Here is a 20,748-nt window from a genome sequence, read left to right as displayed (position 1 = left end):
AAAAATATCCATATAAAAAAGACAGCCCCCATCGTCTAAAACGGGGGACCGTCTCTCCTAAATAAGCAGACGAATCAATTATTTAAATGCCGGCAACCAGCTGCCATGCGCTTCAATCAGGTCGTCACAGAGCGAGACGATATCATCGATCGACAGCTCGGCAGAGGTATGCGGATCAAGCATGGCGGCATGGTAAATATGCTCCTTGCGTCCGGTGACGGCGGCTTCAATAGTCAACAGCTGCGTGTTGATATTTGTTCTGTTCAGGGCAGCCAACTGCGGCGGCAGCGCGCCTACATAGGTTGGGGTGATTCCGGAGGCATCCACCAGACATGGCACTTCCACGCAGGCTTCGGACGGAAGGTTCGTAATTAACCCGGTGTTCATCACATTGCCGCCGATCTTGAACGGCTTGTTCGTCTCAATCGCTTCCATAATGTAAGAAGCATACTCATGAGTTCGCACATGCTCGATGCTCTCGCTGGCGAACAGCTTCTCGCGCATCTCCTTCCAGCCCTTGATCTGTTCAACACAGCGGCGCGGATACTCGTCAAGCGGAATGTTGAAGCGTTCGATCAGCTCCGGATAGTTGCGCTTGATGAAGTAAGGATGGTACTCGGCATTATGCTCGGACGACTCTGTTACATAATAGCCAAAGCGCAGCATCAGCTCGAAGCGTACCATGTCATGATGCTTCTCCTTCTGCTTCTCCGCCGCCCGGCGCTTAATCTCAGGATACAAGTCTACCCCGTCCTTCGTGACTTCAAGCAGCCAAGCCATATGATTAATTCCCGCGATTTTCGACTGAACCCCTTCATGGTCCATGCCTAATGATTCAAGCAATCCGGGTACACAGACCTGCACGCTGTGACACAGCCCTACAGTGCGGATTCCGCCAACGGTATTCATTACATTCGTAAGTGCCGCCATCGGATTCGTATAGTTCAGGAACAACGCATCAGGGCATACCTCCTGCATATCCCGCGCAAAATCCAGCATCACCGGGATCGTTCGCAAATTGCGGAATATCCCCCCGATTCCTAAAGTATCCGCGATTGTCTGACGCAAACCGTACTTCTTCGGAATTTCAAAATCCGTAATCGTACAAGGATCATAGCCGCCAACCTGAATGGCATTAATAACAAATTTAGCGCCCTTAAGAGCTTCCTTCCGATCATGGTACGCCTTGACTGTGCAATTGCTTCCAAGGGTCTGTCTCATGCTATTCAGCAATCTCTCGGAATCGCTTAAACGCTCCTCATCTATGTCATACAAAGCCAGTTCATAGCCTTGCAGAGCTTCCGTCAGCATGACATCACCTAGCACATTTTTTACAAACACCGTACTGCCTGCACCTAGAAAAGTTATTTTGGACATTGATCATCGCCTCCATGTCATAATCTATCTCGAGTATAAGCGCAGACAGGGGCAAGGAACATGGAGCAACCCATGATTCACATGTCATAATCCAATATGTATACAACATTTTTAGCGTTAAACCTTTGTTTTACCTGTTATAATGTAATATGTAACTTCCACTTACTTTACGAATGGAGGATGCTGCTGCATGTCTCGAATCAATGTTACCATTAATTCCGCGATGCCGCCGGATCGGCTGGACCTGAACCTGATCTTCTTCGGCAAGGAGGAGTGCTTGCCTAATCATTCCTGGGGTCCAGGGGTACGCGATACCTATATTCTTCATCATGTTCATAGCGGATGCGGTGTATTTCACAGCGGCAATCATAGCTATTCGCTATCCGCCGGTCAAGGCTTTCTGATCGAACCGGGTACGATTGTTCATTATGAAGCAGATGAGCTTGATCCATGGACGTATTCATGGGTCGCCTTTCACGGTCTCAGCGCTAAATCATTTATGAGACGCGCTCAGCTTGAAGCATCCCAGCTTATATATGATGCGCCTCATAACCCCTATTTTGAATCCTTCTACGATGATCTATTGGCCGTTCATGCCGAACGAAGCAGCGATGTGTTAAGCCAAAGCATTCTTTATCGGCTAATCGCCGAGCTTATATCCTGCTCTGAAACCTCTTTGGAACCGTCCAAGTCTTCTCCCTCCAGAGATGCCTATATCCAGCAAGCGATAGGTTTTATAGAGAGCAATTACAGCCAGAAGATTACGATTCAGGATATCGCCGCGTTTGTTGGTCTGGACCGAACCTATTTATCCAGCCTGTTCAAGGCGAAATACGGCAGCTCCCTACAGAGCTTCCTCGTAGAATACCGAATGAACCGGGCGACTGAACTGTTAGCTAACCCGGCTTTGTCCATCAGCGACATATCGCGTTCCGTCGGCTACACGGATCCATTCATTTTCTCGAAAATGTTCAAGAAGATCATCGGGCAATCCCCTAAATATTTTCGCGGGAAATAGGCGGCAGGAAGCTGTCCAGCGCTTCATCCAACTCCTGCTGCTCCATCTCCTTCAGCCAGGATTGCTGGATATGGAGATGACAGCTTCCACTTCCATGTAAATAGTTATATATAATCTGAGCCTGATCGATCTCTTCCCGGCTTATTTGAGCCATGGCCTTGCCAGGGTCTGAATCTATCCGAAAATATTGCAGGATTCTCGATCGAATCTCCGCCGCTAATAACCCTCTCTGATGCCCATCTGCAGGGAGAGCATATTTTTGACTAAATAAAAGTTCGTGCTGTCTAATCAGAAAAAGCTTGATTGCAGCATCATCTATATACTCATAGACGACAGTGCTAAGATTTTGCGCCGAAAATTCAATTACTTTTCTCTTGCTTAACAGAAATTTCACGGATTCTATATGATCTCTCCATCTCGCAGCCGCTTCAAACTCAAAGCTCTCTGCCGCCATTTGCATGCTTTGTTCCATCTCATCAAAAAGCGCTGAACCCGAGCCCTGAAGCAAACTGACGATACGATCCATGATCCGCTCATACTCCTGCACCGCCTCCCCGCCAAGACAGACTCCCAGACATAACCCGAGAGAATAATTTAGGCACGCCCTCCCCGTTAACGGCTGACGGCAAGCAAGGTGATAGCACTCCTCAATACTCTCAATGGCTCGCTGAACCGAATGTTTACTGGCGGTATAAGGGCCGAAATACATGCTCTCGCCGTCACCCTCTGAGGTTTCAGTCACTTCCATACGCCGCAAACCGGCCTTATTTCGAACCGCTACATAGGTATAGGCGAGCGGATTCTTCATCTTCCTGTTATACATTGGCTTCAGCTCTTGAATCAGTCTGCACTCCAGCATAAATGCTTCAAACTCCGTATCGGTATTGCGATACTCCAGCTCAGCGATGTGGGCGACCAGCTTGGCGATCTTCGGCGAATGAGACTTGGCATGATGAAAATACGACTGAACCCTCCGCTTCAACTGCTTGGCCTTGCCAACATAGATAATCGTTCCCCGGGAATCCTTCATCAAATATACCCCCGGCGTTAAAGGCAAATTTCTAACCCGTTCTGCTACATGTGTGTTCAACTCTGGTCTCCTCCAAATCTCCCAGCTTCTCATTATGTCAGAATATCAACCATTCTCTAATTCATCCGCTCATCTCAGCTATACTTATGTAGTAATTCTACTATTTCAATCGTTATAGATTAAGAGGTTATTATCGACAATATTGAATATAGAGGTAGTTATGAGAAAAATTAACCGCAAAATCGGGAATACCAACACGTTGCTGGCCTTCATCCTTTTTTTGCTGTGGATGATTGTCCTGGGGGCGTCCGGCTTGCCGTCGGTTTACGCCTGGTTTCTGCTAAAGCTCGTTATACCGTTCCTCGGCTCCGCAGGCATGCTGATCAGTCTTGTCCTTATCGCGATCAATCTGTCCAAGAGAAGACGGCTTGCAGGTCGAATAATCACTTTTGGGCTATGTACGATAATGGCGCTGCATCTGCTTCTCACATTAAATATCATTCGGATGCCTTACCCCGCACAAATCGACAGAACCAAACCCGCCGTTACCGCTACCTGGCCTCTTGCCGGACCCACGGTTGTCGGCTGGGGCGGGGATTCCACCCATACCAATCTTCCCCACGTCATATGGCCGTCAGAGCGCTGGGCATATGATCTGCTGATGGAGCCATATAGCACAGGCAGTACTCATTTTGAAGACTACGGGATATGGAATCAAGATGTAATCGCCCCTGTATCCGGTACAGTTATCGCTGCATACGGCGCAGAGCCCGATATAACACCCGGTTCAGAGGATGTGCTGTCTATGGAAGGCAATCATGTCTACTTGAAAATAGATGAGACCGGGACTTATTTGCTCCTGAACCATCTTCGGCAAAATAGTGTTCAAGTTCAGATTGGGGACCATGTGAAGCCGGGCGATGTTCTGGGGCGGGTCGGCAACAGCGGTTCAAGCTCTGAGCCCCATCTGCATATTCATCATCAGCGGCAAAATCCATTGTCCACTCCTCATCCCATATTGGCGGAGGGGCTTCCGTTATATTTCACAGGAACCGATGCAGTGCCTATGCCCGAAAAAGGAGCTGTCGTCCTTCCGCTTCGGCAACCCTAAATCGCTAAAAATAAAGACTCATATTCTTCAGACCTGCTGGCCCTGGATATGAGTCTTCTGCATTTAACAGCATATTCACTTCATAGACGATGACTCCGTTAGCTGCTTCAAATCCTTGAAGTTCAGCTTGATCGGGTTCTTGTCGCTAGCGACAATCTGGTTATCAACCAGCTGATAAGAAGCTTGAATCGGGTTCAGCAGGGATGCAGGAGAGTGATCGTAAGTTGCCAGGAACATAATATAATCGCCATTCATTTTAAGCCCGGTCGAATCATTAACCTTGAAGATCGTCTTCTGATTCTCGCCGCCAACCTGTTTTACTTGTATAGTCTCCTTCTCCGTCACCTCACCTTTATAAACCTTCTGAATCTGCACATCGTAAATAGTGTATGGGATCAGCGGACTGTCCGCAGGATCGGTGCCCGGGTTTAATTGCGCATCAGCGGGATCGGAAGGCTTCTGAGCAACATTCAGAAATTGGAATGTAGAGCTTAGTATCCGCCCTTCAACGATCAGGTCTGCCTGATTTTCGAGTTCCCCCAAGCTGCTGTATTTCGGAAAAGAAGCCTCAATCGAGATTTCCTGCTTCGGAACGGCTTCAGAAGCTTTGCTGGCAGAAGCTTGCGATTCGTTGGACTTTGCTCCATTAGATCCACAACCAAGCAGCGCCATAGTGAGGCAAAATACCGAGAACACAGGAACCCATTTACTTTTATTCATGCCCATCCTCCTCCAGGTCCTCTAATTAATAAACGGAATTAACGTCATTAATGTCATACGGCTGTGGGGTTGTTACGGTATTAAAGTTGTTAGTATATTTCATAATCGAGGCTTGTGTTGTATTGGGGTTATCCTTCAAGAAGAAGCAATGGCCAAATTCATGAACGGTGGCTCCCTTGACGAAATTGGAGAAATTCGTGGCATCTCTGGTGATAGTTCTGGCGTTTAATTGAATGGTGTATTTATAAGGGGATGACCATTGTGTGTTTAATCCGTACCATGTATCGGCGTACTGGGCTGCCGTGATGGTATTCGTGGAGGAACTCAGATAACCGATAGTGACCTTGGTTGCAGTACCATTCCAGGCGGAGATTCCATTGGAAATCGGTGTCTTCCATGTATCGTTCAGATTATCCGGATATTTCACATCAATGCCCGGTTTCGGGCTTCCGATATTCGTTAGTTCTGCATTTGCCTGAAAGCTAAGACCGAGCAATAGTGGAAGTAGAATGATAGCTGCGACCGCTAATTTCATAATTTTAATTTTCAAAATGCTCACCTCGGCATAATTTTTCTTGAACCACCCGGTTACATTGACCGACGTTGACGGGCTTGAACTTGTTGCATTTACCGCCCTTCCGTCTGTTTTATACACCGCCTTCCGGATACCTGTGAATCTCCCTTTATTGATTAAAATAGAACTCTATGATTCTATTAATTTTATACCATATGATACCTTTAATAGCAATATAAACCATTTGGTTTTTAAGCCCTTGAAGCCTTCCTTGTCCCGCATCCTATCGAAAAAAAATAAACCCTCAGCTCTATTAAAAGAACTGAGGGAAATGCTGAATGCTATGAAATCTGCTGTAAGTCCTTCTGCGGCTCCTTCGAGTCCGGAGCCATCTTCTTAGCCAGAAATACGGCTACAATGATCGCCGTAATCCCTCCGACCAGCTTGCCGACAATCATCGGGAAGATCATTTGCTTCGCAACTCCGGCCGTAAAGCCAAGATGATCGCCGAATACAAATGCAGCCGACACAGCGAATGCAACGTTAATGACCTTGCCCCGCGCATCCATGTCTTTCATCATGCCAAACATGGGAATGACGTTAGCGAGCGTAGCCACCAGGCCAGCTGCCGCAATCTCATTCATACCGAGCAGTTGGCCCAGCTTCATTAGCGGTTTATTAAATACTTTCGTAATCACAAATACCATTGCAAAAGCGCCGGCGAGTACTATAGCGATATCGCCAACGATCTTGATTCCGTCTTCAACCGGAGCAAGCCCCGGAATGATGGTCATCCCGGTCAATTGCTGAGTTATGCCGCAAGCGAGTCCCAATGTCGCTACAATAACGATGAATTGCCCAAAAATCGTAAATCCTTTGATCATGCCTTGCGGAAACTTCCACAATCCAAGCACGATCAGGACAGCAAACAAAATGATTGGAACCAGGTTGGACAAAATCATGCTGATCGAGTAACCTGCAACCAAACCGCCAATCAAACAGCCCAGCGGGATTGTTACAATACCGGCAAGCACGCCGGTAGCCAAATATTTCTGGTCTTCCTTCTTAATAATGCCAAGCGCAACCGGGATGATAAATACAATCGTCGGGCCAAGCATAGCCCCCAAAATCGTGCCTGCGAATAATCCTGCTTCCGGGCTTTGCGCCAGTTCTTGGGCTAACGAGAAGCCGCCCATATCATTCGCCAGCAAGGTTGTGGCAAACATGGCAGGGTCTGCCCCCAATGCGCTGTATACCGGAACAACGATCGGACTTAGCACTTTGGCCAGGACCGGAGACAGGCAAATGATCCCCACCATGGCAAGTGTAAGCGACCCCATAGCCATAATCCCCTCATCGAATTGATGCCCCAAGCCGAACTTGTAGCCAATGCACTTATCGATCGCACCCAGAATCATGAAAATAACCATGCCGTATATGATAATTTCATTAATCTCCACGTACATGCTCCCCCATTCTTTCGCTATATGACCCAAAGCAAATGATAGCCTGCTGCTCTGGAAACTCCTTACCGGAAGTGTTGAATGATTTCCTCAGACGGGGAACGAAGCACCGTATGATGAACCATTCGCTTTGGATCCATGGAGGATACAAATACCTTCATCCCCTGCTCGACATCGCTGACACTTCCCGTAAACACGGCGAGGAATTTGCCGCCTATCGCCATGCCAAGATTCATTTTTTTCATATGAATATCGCATTGCTTCAAAGCTTCATTTAACGCAAAAATCCCCGATGACACCGTCGACGTCTCCACAATTCCAAGCGCATCTACAGGTTGTGAGGAGCTACGGCGCTTTAAGCCAGCGATAATGTCGGAATGAACGCCCTGCAATTCAAAATCGCTGATTCGAAACTCGCCGACTTCTGCCTTAGCAGTCTCCATCGCCGCCTGTACGTCCGCTGTATCGCCGCTCATGATGATCAGAAACTTGCCTGGGCAGATCGGTTTCATATGATGCACTTCAACGGGCGCAGTCTTCAGCATACGGTCAGCCGTCTCGTAACCTTTGCTAATGCTGCGCAGCTCAATCACACCTATTGCACTAGTCATGTGTCACCTCGATGGAATCAACGATACCTACAATGACCGCATCAACAGGAACGTCTGAATTGGCAAACGAGGTTCGGCCCGCGCTCCCGGTCGTAACCAGCACTGTATCCCCTATTCCCGCCCCGGCATTATCCACAGCGACAAAACATTCGCCAGTGGCGGGTTCCTTGCCATACGCTAATGGTTTGACCACGAGGAAGGCCATCCCGTTCAGCTTATTATCCTTGCGGGTAGCCCATAGGCTTCCCAAAACTTGTCCCATGATCATAGGTTCACCCCGCCCGTTATCTTCTTCGTACCTGCATTTGCTGCATACGCAAATAATCCTGAGCCAGCGGCGTAATGATGCTATGCCGATCTATAATGATTTCTGTTCCGTTCCGCAAGCGATGCTTTTTCACTTCTGCTTCGGTTATGACCTTGCGTTTTAATACTTCGGCCTCATCCGTTATCTCTGCCGATGACGCATGATGGACTGCCTGCATATTGGCAGCCCGGTCTTCGTCCAAGCAAGCCGCAAGCCATCCTGCTTCGTTCGCTATTCGGATACCGCAGTTGCTTAGCTTGCCCGCAAATTCGTCATACATTTTGTATAGCAATACAGGAGCAGTCGATTTGTATTTGCGATAAAGCAATCCTTCTTCAAGTGCAATAACCTTGCGTCCTTTCAGCAGCATCATCAATACGAACCGTTCACGCGGGCCTGCGCTTATGCCGTTGGCAAGGTGGGCTAAGAGCTGAATGCAGATGCTGGGGATAATCAGCACATCGCAGTCTCTAAGTGTCTCATCGTAATAACGCACCTCATAATAGGGCTTCAGCTTGTTTTCCAGTTCCGGCATTGGCTCCGCAGTCAGAAGCACCGCTTGCTTTTGGGCTGCCGCTACCGACTTTCCCTCCGCCAGTTGTTCCAGCTGCTTCATAACCTCGGCCGTCACGGCTTCGATCACTGCAGCCCGATCCAGAGCTTCAATGTTCATTTTTTCACGCTCCTAAATCCGGATGCCTTTATTTCAAAATTTTTCCCTTCGTGCCTTTTGTAAAACCGCAGGCGTTGGCCTCGTCATAATCGATATGCATATAAGTCTCATAATTCGGGCTTACCCGAATTAGCACATCATCAAAAATAAGCGGACGTTTGCCATACACTTTTACCTGTACGATTTCACCGTTTTTCACGTTGTATTTCTCGGCATCTTCTGCCTTAACGTGAATATGGCGCTGTGCAGCAATCAATCCTTGTTCCAGCCGAATCATATTGCTGCCGGAAGCAATGATCACTCCCGGAGTCCCTTCCAGCTTGCCGCTTTCTCTTACCGGAGCGGATATTCCAAGCACGACCGAATCCGTGAGCGATACCTCTACTTGCGATGCTTTACGTTCCGGCCCCAACACGACAACATTATGCAAAGAGCCCTTGGGCCCGATCAGCGTCACGCGTTCCTTGCAAGCATATTGTCCCGGCTGGGAAAGATCCTTGGCTTTTGTCAGTTGATAGCCCTTGCCGAACAAGGCATCGATATCTTCGCGGCACAAATGGACATGCTTGCCGGATGCTTCGATTTCGATGCAGGTTTCCTCCTGCACGCGTTTGACCACTTCATGAATGATGCTCTCAACCAGTTGGTTATCCACCTAAGTCACCTCTTCAGTTGTACTCTCCAACACGGATACGGAACATAATAATCCAGAACAAGGATGACAACCTGTTCAATGAGCGAATAATATCTTCACGTTCCACATCTCCGTGTTCCTTCTTAAAAGCTTGATAAGCCAGCAGTTCTGTCTCCCTCGTCAATGTGCGCAATGCATTTATGACAACAACCGCTTCGCCCATATCATAGCTGGGTTGAAAATGTTCCAGTCCGAAATATTTCTTGGGAAAATGGGACTGCTCCCTGAGTTCCTTGGGATCCAGTCCAAGCAAATAGAACTCCTCAATGCTCTCGCTTAACACCTCGCAGCGTACAAGCCGTCTAACGAACTGCAAAATCTCTTCCAAGTCGCTGACCAGCTTGCTCATCTTCAGCTTGGAGCAGCTGATTTGCGCTTCCAATATTTTCGTCTCTAATGAGTCCAGCTTCCCGCGGAACAATATCCGTGGATGATCCTTAAAAACAAGCATATTTCCATACAAATGAGTCATATGCTCAGGCTTCGTTTCCAAAAATCCGCCGTACAGCGTACGAAACCTCTTTTTCCCGCCAGCTGCCGGTTCAACGTCCAGGTTAGACGTAACCTGAAGCTTTACTTCTTTTTGTGACGCCTGGGCTTGCGCGGTTTCTGGGACCGATTCATTTTTCGTATCTTTATCCGTCTCAGCGGCCGTCACATACCGCAATTCAATCTGATGATCGGTCAAGAAGCTCTTAGCTGAGGGCGTCAGTATAGTTCCAGCCGCCGCCTCATAAACGGCAGCATCCTTCGGATTCCGATTTCGAAAAGCCTTCCGCAGCTCACTTTCCGTAATCACAGCCATGCTTTCACATCCTTTTATGGCGAATGCGTGTTCATATTCCTATATGCGAACGTCCATACCGTTTCAAGCCAGGATCAAGCACTATGAATAGAAGCGGAATGCGGGCATTGAGCGCCCGCATCCTGCTGTCTTTGTTATCCGGCTTGTCCGGTTATAGTTATTCCGCTTTGTTGGTTTTTGGCAGGATTGCATCTACTTCGGCATGTGGTCTTGGAATAACGTGCACCGACAGCAACTCGCCAACTCGTTCTGCCGCTGCTGCGCCTGCATCGGTAGCTGCTTTCACAGCACCTACATCACCGCGAACCATAACCGTTACGAGACCTGCACCGATTTGCTCTTTGCCGATGAGGGTAACATTCGCTGCTTTCACCATTGCATCTGCCGCCTCGATGGCTCCTACCAAACCTTTCGTTTCTACCATTCCCAATGCGTTTGCGTTTGCCATAATAAAATTCCTCCTAATAATTTATATTTATATTGAATTTTGGGGTTACCGGTGTTACCTATAATAGATTAGATGGTTCTATAAAAGATGGATCTGTTTGTCTATGAAATCATGTTGAACTTACATTTGTTCAAGGATGCGTGCCACAATCATGCTGATAAGCTGCTCTTTATCCTCTGGAAGACTGCAGGCTGTCTTCGATTGCGACTCTTCCTTGCGCTCCAAATCTTCCATCTCCATTAGTCCATAAGCGACTCTGCGTATGTTAAGCAGATTCAACGGGCTGATGTTGTCGGATGTGGAGCTTCCGCCAACCGCGCCGCAGCCGAGTGTAAGCGCTGGTGCAAGTGCTGTTGTAGCGCCGATACCGCCCAGCGTACCCGGTGTATTGACGAGCAAGCGGGATACCGGCTTCTTCAGAGCGAACTGACGCACAATCTCTTCATTTTCGGAGTGAATGCACATCGTATGGCCCGCGCCTTCTCCATTTAAAATGTCGATGCAGCGTTCGCATGCGGCCTCCCAGCTGTCTTCAGTATAGAAAGCCAAAATAGGGGCCAACTTCTCGCGTGAGTAAGGAACATTGCGGCCTACGCGGGTTTCTTCGGCAATCAGCACGCGCGCTTCTGCAGGAACATCCAGATTCGCCAGTTTTGCAATATGCTCTACGCTGCGGCCAACGATTTGCGGGTTCATGGTGCCATTGGCACGCATGATAAATTTGCCAAGTTGATCGGCTTCCTCTGCAGAGAGGAAATACGCGCCTTGTTTTTTAAATTCAGCCACAACCGCTTCCTTGCTGCATGCTTCGACGACAACGGATTGTTCCGATGCGCAAATTGTGCCGTTGTCGAAAGTCTTGGAATCCATAATGCGTTTAACCGCAAGCGGGATATTCGCGCTCTTCTCGATAAATGCCGGACCGTTGCCAGGTCCAACGCCAATGGCCGGCGTACCGGACGAGTATGCGGCCTTAACCATCGCCGTTCCGCCCGTTGCAAGAATCAAGGCAACATCATTATGCTTCATCAAATGATCCGTTCCTTGGATAGTCGGGACCGTCATGACGCCAATCGCTCCTTCCGGACATCCGGCCTGTACAGCGGCCTCACTGATCACTTTCACCGTTTCCAAAATACATTTCAGCGCATTGGGATGCGGGGAAAACACAATACTGTTGCCGGCTTTAAGCGCAATGAGCGTTTTGTAGATGACCGTCGAGGTCGGGTTGGTAGAGGGAATCAGGCCGGCAATGACGCCGACTGGAACAGCTACCTCCATCAGCTTGGCCTCCTTGTCATCCTTCAGGATGCCGACGGTTTTCATGTCCTTAATGGACTCGTACACCTGCTTAGCAGCAAAAGCATTTTTGATGACCTTGTCCTGCCAGCGACCGAAGCCTGTTTCCTCACTGGCCATTTTCGCCAGTACTTCGCGATGCTCGTAACCCGCATCGGCAACAGCTTTGATGATCGCATCGATTTGTTCATGCGTCATAGCGGCAAGCTTCACTTGCGCATGCTTGGCCTTCTTGATCAAATCACGGACTTCTTGAATGGATCTCAGGTCTTTATCCAATGTTTCCATCAATATTCCTTCTCTCTACTGCATTTTTAGATCGCTAGACGTATTTATGAACTTGCTTTATTTGATTTCTTCCCGACTTTGGCTGCCGAGGTTTGCTTCGGCTGCGCACGAGGTTTACCGTCATTGTCCTTGTTATTAAGGGCAGCGGTCTGCTTTTTATCCGGTAAAGATGACTTCTCGGCAGCATCCGCCTGCTTCACACCGTCTTTAGCTATTTCTGCTTCTTTGATAGCTGTTGTGGATTTCTCTTCCGCCGCCCGGAGTTGGATTTCCTCCGTTATTGGTGGTATCGACTCTGGTTGAGCCTCGGCTGCATTCTCTTTGATCTCACCTGATCCAGCCCATTGTCCAGCATCCATCTCAGCAGCTTCCACGGCTTGTTTCTGTGGCAACTTATCTGCGGCTCCATCTGCCGGACGCGGACTTGCGTCTGCATCGTGCAGTCCTTCAACCAAGGCTGCCGTCTCCTCATGCATTCTGGCAATCACATGGCGGGTCAGCAGCACATTTAATTGCTTCGCCATCTCCGCTCCCGCTGCAACGGCGGCTTGCACAGCTCCAACATCACCTTCCAGCTTGACGGTCACCAATCCGCCCTTGATGATCTCCACGCCGATGCAGGTAACGCTTGCCGCCTTTAAAGCGGCATCTGCTGCAGCGACTGCGCCCAAATATCCTCTAACCTCGACCAACCCTAATGCGCTATATCTCATGGGCCGTTACCTTAATAACTCGTCGGGTTGTCCGCTACGAACTGGACAGCATCCGCAAAGGCATCACAGGCTGCCTTGCAGGCCGACTGGCTTCCGGTCAGCAGACCACCGGCAAAGTTAGTCTCGGAAGGCGGGCCGAAGAAGGCGGCCATCGTAACATCGGCGGCTTTCAATGCCGCATCGAGGGCATACATCGCTTCCAGCGGCGGAGCGATTAAATAGGCCAGCGCCTCCCCTTCCTGAATCCCTGCCGTTTCGGATAAATAGGAACCTGTGCGGGATACACAATGAGCGAAATAGGTAATGCTACCATCCTCATTGGCGTTAACGAAATGAGCCCCGCTTTCGATGAAATCAACGACGGCATTTAATCCGCTTCGTACCTCCTCCGGGTTTGGCCCTGCCAAAATCCCTATGACTTCACCCGCCAGCTTCGTCGAAGCATTGGCTGATCCGGCGTACATGCTTCTTGCATATACAACATCGACCGCAGCTGCTTTTGTCGCTTCATCGAGCGCTGCATAGGTTACATCGTCAATATCCGCCGTAATGATACCCAAACTTTTATGGTGCGGCTTCAGCTCAAGCTTGTTTGCCATATCCAGGCTTACGTTGGAAATGAGCTTCATGCCAAGCACCTGTGCATGAATCGGTTCGTTTCTCATACGTATCTCCCAGCCCTTCCCTATAATTTCAGATCGATCCCCGATGCTTTTCGGTCAATCATGGTCTTGATCAGCTCAGCAATATGCGCCCCTGCTTCTACCGCAGGCGTACCGCCCGAATGAATGTTGGAGATAACGGTACGTCTCGCTTCAGGCATGCCCACTGTCGGTTTATAAGCAATGTAGGCGCTCATGGATTCTGCCGTTACAAGACCCGGGCGTTCGCCGACAAGCAGGCAAATAACATCCGCTCCCGTCACATCGCCGATCACGTCCATCGAAGGAACCCGACAGTGTTTGACGAATAAAATATGGCCGGCTTCAATTCCGTACATTTTCAAACCTTGAGTCATCGATGGAATGATATCCCGCAGGTTGGCTTCAATGGCCGCCGAGCTCAAGCCGTCCCCAACCATAATTTGTACCTTGGCCTGCGGAGTTGTGTTCTGCTTGATATACTCGATGGTCTCGGCTGAGAACTGGCGTCCCAGGTCCGGACGCGTAATGTATTCGTCCTTATCCCTGCACATCGTTGCGATCGGCAGCAGCTTCATTTCCTTGACAAAATCCTCCGATACGTAGGAGAATACAGCATCTTGCGCAGCGGCGTGGTCGGCGCGGAAACGCAGCGAAGTAATCGTCTTATACCGCGGCCCTGCACGCCAGACACCCAGGCGAGCCGGTGTCTTTGCTTTCATTCTCATGTAGCCTTCACGGTCTGCCGGATCAGGCACAAGCAAAAGCTCGCGAAGGTTAATTTCCGTTATGTCGTCCAGGCATTCGCCGTCGTCGGGCTGTACCGCCTCGGGCTCGTCTGCCCCTTGGGGATCTGCGGCCGCCTCTGCACTAATTTCATGCGCCGATTCCTCAGGTTCTGCTACTACAACCGGCACCGCTGTTTCTTGCTCTATCTTGTTGCCAACCATCTCGTTTAATATCGATTCGATCATCGATTTCAAATCTTTTTCGTTCATATGAGCCTCCTCCTTTCCTTACTTGAGAAATACGGACGCATCCCCGGCTCTTTTGGTCAATTTGCCGTTTTCGATAAAGCCCATTTTCTCCATCCATTGTTCGAACTCCCGAATTGGACGCAGTCCAAGCAATTCACGAAGCGTTGCCGTTTCATGGTATCCGGTCGTTTGATAGTTCAGCATTACATCGTCGCCATGCGGGATGCCCATAAAGAAGTTGCAGCCTGCAGTAGACAGCAGAACCGCCAGATTTTCCAAGTCGTTCTGATCTGCCTTCATATGGTTCGTGTAGCAGGCGTCGCAGCCCATCGAGATGCCTGTCAGCTTGCCCATGAAGTGATCTTCCAGACCGGCGCGAATAACTTGCTTGGCATCATACAAATATTCAGGCCCGATGAAGCCGACAACCGTGTTGACAAGGAACGGATTGTACCGCTTCGCAAAGCCGTAGCAGCGTGCTTCCATGGTCACCTGGTCGATGCCGTGATGGGCTTCGGAAGACAGCTCGGAGCCTTGCCCGGTTTCGAAATACATGACGTTTGGCCCAACCACTTGGCCTTGATGCAGCACAAGCTGCTGCGCTTCTTGGATCGTGGCCGCATTGAAGCCAAACGCTTCATTGCCTTTCTGCGAACCTGCGATCGATTGGAAAATAAGTCCTGTTGGCGCGCCGCGTTTAACTGCTTCCATCTGGGTGGTGACGTGAGCCAGCACACAGGTCTGCGTTGGAATTTCCCACTTCTGACGGAACTCCTCGAACCGATTCAAGACACGCGTAACGCTTTCGACGGAGTCGTCAACCGGATTGAGTCCGAGCACCGCATCCCCGATCCCGAAGGTCAGGCCTTCCATCAGGGAAGCCATGATACCGTCGGGATCATCTGTCGGGTGATTCGGCTGCAGCCGTGCCGACAACGTGCCTGGACGACCGATCGTCGTATTGGCATGCGCCGTTACCCGGATCTTCTTGGCTCCGTATATCAGATCCAGGTTCGTCATAATTTTTGCAACCGCAGCGATCATTTCCGCTGTCAGTCCACGGGAGATGCGCTTGATGTCGCCTTCCGTTGTGTTCTCATTCAAAATCCATTCCCGAAGCTCTTCTACAGTCCAGTTTTGTATTTCACTGTAAATTCGCTCGTTCACGGCATCCTGAATAATGCGGGTTACTTCATCCTCTTCGTAAGGAACCGCCGGATGATTGCGCAAGTCCGACAACTTGATCTGCGAAAGAACCACCTTGGCAGCTACGCGCTCTTCGGACGAAGCTGCTCCCAATCCGGCCAGCATATCCCCCGACTTTTCTTCATTAGCTTTTGCCATCACTTCCATAAGCGTCTTGAATTGATAGACTCGGCCGAACAATTTCGTTTTTAAAATCACAAAAGCTCCTCCTTCCAAATGCTGCTCGATTAGTAGAATCTTGAATCGGTAATGGTAATGGACTACTCTTAGTGAAACACCAGCGTTTTAATAACGACAGGCAGCACCTTGCCATCCGCAATCGGCTTGCCGATATCGATATAATCGCCATTGTCTACCTGTACGCTGTCGATGCAGATAACATCTTTCTTGTAATCCAGCAGGGCATACAGAGTCTGTCCAAGCACCTTCGCCAGATCATGATGAACAATCACAATGAGCGGATATTCCCGCTCCAGCATTTCAGACATCCCCTTATACAAACCTTGGGCATATTTCTGAACCTCCTGAAAGCTCGCATTCTTTTTTCCTTCCACCGCGATAGCCACCCGCTGCAAATCATTGTTCAGCTTGAACCAATCCAGCTTATCCGTGATGGCCTGAGCCAGCCGCTCGCTGCTTCCCGACTCATCGATGGCCGCAAGCTTTAGAATCGGTATATTCTTGATCGGGAAGCTGTCCTCCGTATAGGTAATCGTGCTGCCGCTGATCTCTGTCGTATGGGAGCCTGCTCCGACAACGGTAGCCCGGATGGTCTCGGTTGATCGGGCCACGGTTAACTGCTGCGTTAATGGGGAAGCGGCGATAGCTCTTCCCAGCAATATGCCGATGTCTCCGAACTCGAATATGTCCCCTGTCGCTTCATGATAAATGTAGTCCGCGACCCCTCCGGAGAAGGAAATGCACGGGATTGCCCGATCCAGCTTTAGCCCTTTGTTGGTGAGAATGGTGCCATAGAAGTCTCCCGGCGGTCTGAGGCCGACGCTTTCTTCAAGCAGCTTGACCATCTCCCCGATCATCGGCTGAAGTTCATCCGGAGTGGCCCGCTGCCCCATTGCAAGACGAATTCCCTTTCGTTCGGCAAGCAGCTTAATTTTAGGCGCAATATACGTGATGGCATGCGAGTCTCGATCTACCCTGATCAGCCGCCCACCAATATCAAGGCAGCCCGTGTCCAGCAGATCGCCATCGGCGAATAAGGCCAAATTGCTTGTGCCCCCGCCAATGTCGATGTTGACGATTGAAGTGCCATGCTCTTTGGAATACGTATGGGCACCTGCTCCCTTGGCGGCGATAATGCTCTCCAAATCAGGACCCGCAGTGGCGACTACGAAATCACCGGCAAAACCGCTTAGCGATAACACGGCTTCACTGGCATTTTCTTTACGTGCCGTCTCACCCGTGATGATAACCGCTCCTGTCTGGATTTCATCCTTATGGATGCCGGCCTTTTTGTACTGCTCCTCTATGAAGGACTGAATCCTCAACATGTCGATGCGGTTGTCCTCCAACACGGGAGTAAAGCAAATGTCGCTTCGGTAGACCACTTCTTTCTCCGTAATCACCAAGCGCGGCACCGAAAACGAAGAAGCCATGTTTTGGATATGAAGCTTCGAAAGTACCAGCTGAGTCGTAGAAGTTCCCATATCGATGCCTACGCTGAGCAATTGTTCTTCCACTTTGTTCACCCCCTGGCTTGATTTCTGATCATGGGACTACGCCTTGTTCAAAAAGCCCGCTTTTGACAAGAAAACCGGCCATTCTGAACGCGCACTTAACACAAAAAGGCTTAAAGTGATAACCACCCGGATGTACCGAAATGGTTTACTTTAAGCCTCATCGCTTATAAGACTACGCCCTTGTAGCCCGCTGATATTATTGTTTAAATGTAAAGGTCACGGTTGTGCCCTTATTGCCGGATTCAATTGAAAGCTTGCCTTTCAGCTTGTCTTTGACATAGCTTCGCACAATCGACAGCCCCAAGCTTTTTTGCGAAGCTTCCTCGACGATGAAGCCGGCTCCGTCATCCTCCACAACGACCGTCACCAATCCGCCTTCTGCTCTGGTTTTGACCGTGATTTTCCCAATCGAGCAATCGCCAAAGGCATGTTCATAACTGTTATGCAGCAACTCGCTGACAATCAATGCGACGGTGACGGTTCGATCGCTGTCCAAGCAAATCCCTTGCTCCGATAGGATCTCCATCTTGATTGCATGACAATCGACAAAACAGCGTTCGATATTAGATGCAATCAATCGGATCACCTCCATCAGATCCACTTCCGCCTGGATCTCCGTCGATAATAATTCATGCGTGGCCGCGATCGCAAGTACCCTGGCGACGCTGTCATCCAGGCATTTCTTGGCTTCCGGGCTTTTGCACTGCCGTCCCTGAATGCGCAGCAGGGATGCTACCATCTGCAAATTATTTTTTACCCGATGATGAATCTCGCGGATGGCAACCGATTTGGAGATAATCTCGGCTTCCTTGTTCCTGATCTCGGTGATATCATGCAAAATAACGCCTACGCATAACCCCTTTTCCTCAATAAACAAGCGTTTGACCTGATAGTAACGGCCCGCGGCTTTCACCTCAACTGTAAGCGGACAACATGGGGAGGAGGAATGCTGGCTCATCACCTCCGAGAACATCGTCTGATCCAGTGATAAATTATCGTAATGCAACCCCTGGATATCTTCCAAATAACCAAGCTGTCTGTAATATACATCCGCCCGTTCGTTTTTCAGCTTCAAAAACCCGTATTTGTCGAACACCAGAACGGCATCCTCCAATTGATTGATGATCGAATCCTTGAACTGCAGCATTGCCGTCAGCATTGAGGACATCTCCCCATCCTCGTATGACATCCCCTGCATATTGAAGTGGGCTTGTATATTATCGCTGATATCTTTTTCATAGATCAGGACGGCAATGACGCCTGCCTGATTTTTAATAGGATATACCGTTTGCCGAACCAGATGATTCTCCTGTGTATTGGCAACGAGCCCCTGCGACATAATGCCTGTCTCCAACGTGCGCAGAACGCCAGGTTCATTTTCACGAAGCGCCCTTTTACCCGTTACCGGAAATTGATATACCGATTTTCCTGGACAGGGACTGCGATGGTATACTACCACTGCTTCGTTTGCCATGCTGGACAATACGTCGATGAAGACATCATCCTCCACCTCGGTCATTTCGAAAGACTCGGCAATTTCGCAGATCTGGGTTATCTCCCCTTCCGACAATCCGGTATGAAGGTGGCACAACTGCCTGACCCGCTCTTTGAAATCAATCATAGGAAATGACGATAGTGCTTGCAATTTCAATCATTGGACACCGTCGATCCATGCTTAGTTTGCGCAGGGTTTGATAGGCTTCTTCTTCCGTATAACCGTTTTCTCTCATCAATATGCCCTTTGCTTTTTCGACGGCTTTGCGTTCTTCCATCTTCTGCGTGAGCTTCGAGAGATTTTGTTCCAGCTTGCGGAATTCCCTGCCTTTGGCGATGGTTACTTCCACCATAGGAATGAACGACTTTTCATCAAGCGGCTTTACCAGGTAGCCAAGCGCACCGACAGCGGATGCCTTTTCAATCGTCTGTTTGTCGCTGTAAGCGGTCAATAGAATGATCCCGCCTGCCAGCTGCTCTGAGTGAATTCGTTTGCTCGCCTTAAGCCCATCCAAAATGGGCATTTGAACATCCATGATGACGAGGTCAGGCAGATGCTTCTTGCATAATTCGATAGCTTCAAAGCCATCGGAAGCTTCGCCTACTACATTGTAGTCCGCCTCCTCGAGCATCTCACGAATATCCATTCTTGTAATAGGTTCGTCATCGACTATTACAATTTTTCCATTCATGCGTCATGCACCTCATTGTCTGTCGTTATTTGCTTGTCTGCCATACAGTTAAAGTCCCGCTTGCATTGAACCGGAATCGTTTACTCCTCTAAGTAATCTCGAAGGGCATCCACTCCTACATTCTCGATCGTTGAGACTTCAAAAACTTGCTCCACCCCAGCTGCCGCCAAATGAGCTCTGGCCTGTTCGATTTCCTCTTGCGACTTAGCCAGCTCGACTTTCGTTACCACCCCGATAACCGGTTTGGCAAATACTGTCGCAAAAGCCGGCGGGAAGTAGCTGTCTTCTTTGGTACAATCCTGAACCAGTCCGATTACGTCAGCGTCTACACTGGAGACCAACAGCATTTTGTATAAATACCGATTCTCGATGCATTCGCCAGGCGTATCGATGGCCTGATCGAAATTTTCGACGGCTTGCGTTTTCTTGTAGGCAATCTTCTCACCGTGCAACCATTGGCACAGCGTGGTTTTGCCCGATCCCGTACTTCCGGCAAATATGATTTTCTTCATCCTAAGCTTCCCCTACGTTCTCGTAATACTTGTATTCGCCGAGAAGCCCAATATATTTTGCAATCCAAGCAACACTTCGCTGATCGCAGATTCAACTGATGATACATCGCCCGTAATAACAAGTGAGCCGCTGAAACGATCGACAAAACCGATCTGGACGCCAGCCGCCTTTGTTGCGATATCCGCAGCGATAATGGAGGCTTCGCTCGGGGTAATCGTCATGACGCCGATCGACTGATGCGCTTCGTTTCCGAGTCCCAGCTTCTTATATATATCCGGGTTCGGGTTTGCAATAATGTGAGCCAATGTGACCTGTTTACCAGGCACATACTCCTGAATTACACGTTGTTTCTCGGCTCCTTGTTCCATGCTTCTCATCTCACTCTCGTATCAAAAACGCTAAAATCCCCTGCAAAAAACAATAAAAGCCCCTTAAAAGTTTACGCGGAAAAGTTCAC

The 20,748-nt window shown here is 49.3% G+C and carries 23 protein-coding genes; 2 read left to right on the top strand and 21 right to left on the bottom strand.

The features are described from left to right. Positions 1-78: 78 nt before the first annotated feature. Positions 79-1,377, bottom strand: a complete 1,299-nt coding sequence (gene melA / locus DMN77_RS03145; RefSeq protein WP_068780908.1) for an alpha-glucosidase/alpha-galactosidase — start codon at positions 1,375-1,377, stop codon at positions 79-81. Between the two features lie 190 nt (positions 1,378-1,567). Between melA and DMN77_RS03140 the strand changes: the two genes are divergently transcribed. Next, entirely contained in the window at positions 1,568-2,395 is an 828-nt protein-coding gene (locus DMN77_RS03140) for an AraC family ligand binding domain-containing protein (protein WP_179013462.1), read from the top strand. Here DMN77_RS03140 and DMN77_RS03135 read toward each other — a convergent pair. Further along, positions 2,373-3,485, bottom strand: coding sequence for a GIY-YIG nuclease family protein (locus DMN77_RS03135; RefSeq protein WP_256872211.1), 1,113 nt, complete (start codon positions 3,483-3,485; stop codon positions 2,373-2,375). The two genes, DMN77_RS03140 and DMN77_RS03135, sit on opposite strands and share 23 nt — an antisense overlap. A gap of 160 nt (positions 3,486-3,645) precedes the next feature. Here DMN77_RS03135 and DMN77_RS03130 point away from each other — a divergent pair, with 160 nt between their 5' ends. Beyond that, positions 3,646-4,536, top strand: a complete 891-nt coding sequence (locus DMN77_RS03130; protein WP_256872210.1) for a M23 family metallopeptidase — start codon at positions 3,646-3,648, stop codon at positions 4,534-4,536. Positions 4,537-4,611: 75 nt separating this feature from the next. On the opposite strand, the gene DMN77_RS03125 is transcribed toward DMN77_RS03130, so the two are convergent. The 19 genes from DMN77_RS03125 to DMN77_RS03035 form a co-directional block, all read right to left on the bottom strand. Then, complete coding sequence (locus DMN77_RS03125) at positions 4,612-5,256, bottom strand: hypothetical protein (protein ID WP_068780905.1); 645 nt, start codon at positions 5,254-5,256, stop codon at positions 4,612-4,614. Positions 5,257-5,281: 25 nt separating this feature from the next. Next, on the bottom strand, positions 5,282-5,806 hold the full coding sequence (locus DMN77_RS03120; protein WP_179013459.1) for a zinc metalloprotease: 525 nt from the start codon (positions 5,804-5,806) through the stop codon (positions 5,282-5,284). A 305-nt stretch (positions 5,807-6,111) separates the two neighbouring features. Continuing rightward, positions 6,112-7,230, bottom strand: a complete 1,119-nt coding sequence (gene eutH, locus DMN77_RS03115; protein WP_068780903.1) for an ethanolamine utilization protein EutH — start codon at positions 7,228-7,230, stop codon at positions 6,112-6,114. A 68-nt stretch (positions 7,231-7,298) separates the two neighbouring features. Further along, positions 7,299-7,844 carry a BMC domain-containing protein gene (locus DMN77_RS03110; RefSeq protein WP_179013457.1) on the bottom strand — a complete coding sequence of 182 codons (546 nt, stop codon included), beginning with the start codon at positions 7,842-7,844 and terminating at the stop codon, positions 7,299-7,301. Next, on the bottom strand, positions 7,837-8,112 hold the full coding sequence (locus DMN77_RS03105; protein WP_179013456.1) for a EutN/CcmL family microcompartment protein: 276 nt from the start codon (positions 8,110-8,112) through the stop codon (positions 7,837-7,839). The genes DMN77_RS03110 and DMN77_RS03105 overlap by 8 nt, the downstream gene beginning before the upstream one ends. A 16-nt stretch (positions 8,113-8,128) precedes the next feature. Further along, positions 8,129-8,824, bottom strand: coding sequence for an ethanolamine utilization protein (locus DMN77_RS03100; protein WP_179013454.1), 696 nt, complete (start codon positions 8,822-8,824; stop codon positions 8,129-8,131). A gap of 28 nt (positions 8,825-8,852) precedes the next feature. Then, positions 8,853-9,479, bottom strand: coding sequence for an ethanolamine utilization phosphate acetyltransferase EutD (gene eutD, locus DMN77_RS03095; protein ID WP_179013453.1), 627 nt, complete (start codon positions 9,477-9,479; stop codon positions 8,853-8,855). A 13-nt stretch (positions 9,480-9,492) separates the two neighbouring features. Beyond that, positions 9,493-10,323, bottom strand: coding sequence for a cobalamin adenosyltransferase (locus DMN77_RS03090; RefSeq protein WP_068780898.1), 831 nt, complete (start codon positions 10,321-10,323; stop codon positions 9,493-9,495). Between the two features lie 157 nt (positions 10,324-10,480). Next, positions 10,481-10,771 carry a BMC domain-containing protein gene (locus tag DMN77_RS03085; protein ID WP_068780897.1) on the bottom strand — a complete coding sequence of 97 codons (291 nt, stop codon included), beginning with the start codon at positions 10,769-10,771 and terminating at the stop codon, positions 10,481-10,483. Between the two features lie 120 nt (positions 10,772-10,891). Next, complete coding sequence (locus tag DMN77_RS03080; RefSeq protein ID WP_068780896.1) at positions 10,892-12,358, bottom strand: acetaldehyde dehydrogenase (acetylating); 1,467 nt, start codon at positions 12,356-12,358, stop codon at positions 10,892-10,894. 44 nt (positions 12,359-12,402) lie between these two features. Next, positions 12,403-13,071 carry a BMC domain-containing protein gene (locus DMN77_RS03075; protein ID WP_179013451.1) on the bottom strand — a complete coding sequence of 223 codons (669 nt, stop codon included), beginning with the start codon at positions 13,069-13,071 and terminating at the stop codon, positions 12,403-12,405. An 11-nt stretch (positions 13,072-13,082) separates the two neighbouring features. Beyond that, positions 13,083-13,736 (bottom strand): ethanolamine utilization microcompartment protein EutL, encoded by a 654-nt coding sequence (gene eutL / locus DMN77_RS03070; protein ID WP_068780894.1) that lies wholly within the window; start codon positions 13,734-13,736, stop codon positions 13,083-13,085. Positions 13,737-13,756: 20 nt separating this feature from the next. Further along, positions 13,757-14,710 (bottom strand): ethanolamine ammonia-lyase subunit EutC, encoded by a 954-nt coding sequence (gene eutC, locus DMN77_RS03065; RefSeq protein ID WP_068780893.1) that lies wholly within the window; start codon positions 14,708-14,710, stop codon positions 13,757-13,759. Between the two features lie 18 nt (positions 14,711-14,728). Then, a complete protein-coding gene (locus DMN77_RS03060) occupies positions 14,729-16,093 on the bottom strand; it encodes an ethanolamine ammonia-lyase subunit EutB (RefSeq protein WP_179013449.1) in 1,365 nt (454 codons plus the stop codon). Positions 16,094-16,161: 68 nt separating this feature from the next. Then, positions 16,162-17,592 (bottom strand): ethanolamine ammonia-lyase reactivating factor EutA, encoded by a 1,431-nt coding sequence (gene eutA, locus DMN77_RS03055; protein ID WP_179013448.1) that lies wholly within the window; start codon positions 17,590-17,592, stop codon positions 16,162-16,164. Between the two features lie 196 nt (positions 17,593-17,788). Next, positions 17,789-19,213, bottom strand: coding sequence for a sensor histidine kinase (locus DMN77_RS03050; RefSeq protein WP_179013664.1), 1,425 nt, complete (start codon positions 19,211-19,213; stop codon positions 17,789-17,791). Next, positions 19,206-19,778 (bottom strand): ANTAR domain-containing response regulator, encoded by a 573-nt coding sequence (locus DMN77_RS03045; RefSeq protein ID WP_068780889.1) that lies wholly within the window; start codon positions 19,776-19,778, stop codon positions 19,206-19,208. Before DMN77_RS03045 ends, DMN77_RS03050 begins: the two co-directional genes overlap by 8 nt. A gap of 80 nt (positions 19,779-19,858) precedes the next feature. Continuing rightward, positions 19,859-20,290, bottom strand: a complete 432-nt coding sequence (locus DMN77_RS03040) for a EutP/PduV family microcompartment system protein (RefSeq protein ID WP_068780888.1) — start codon at positions 20,288-20,290, stop codon at positions 19,859-19,861. Positions 20,291-20,302: 12 nt separating this feature from the next. Continuing rightward, positions 20,303-20,659 carry a BMC domain-containing protein gene (locus DMN77_RS03035; protein WP_068780887.1) on the bottom strand — a complete coding sequence of 119 codons (357 nt, stop codon included), beginning with the start codon at positions 20,657-20,659 and terminating at the stop codon, positions 20,303-20,305. Between the last annotated feature and the right edge of the window lie 89 nt (positions 20,660-20,748).

This window comes from Paenibacillus sp. 79R4, from assembly GCF_013393165.1.
Lineage (GTDB): Bacteria > Bacillota > Bacilli > Paenibacillales > Paenibacillaceae > Fontibacillus.
The sequence above is the reverse complement of the archived record's forward strand: the minus strand, read 5'-3'. Positions and strand labels throughout refer to the sequence as shown.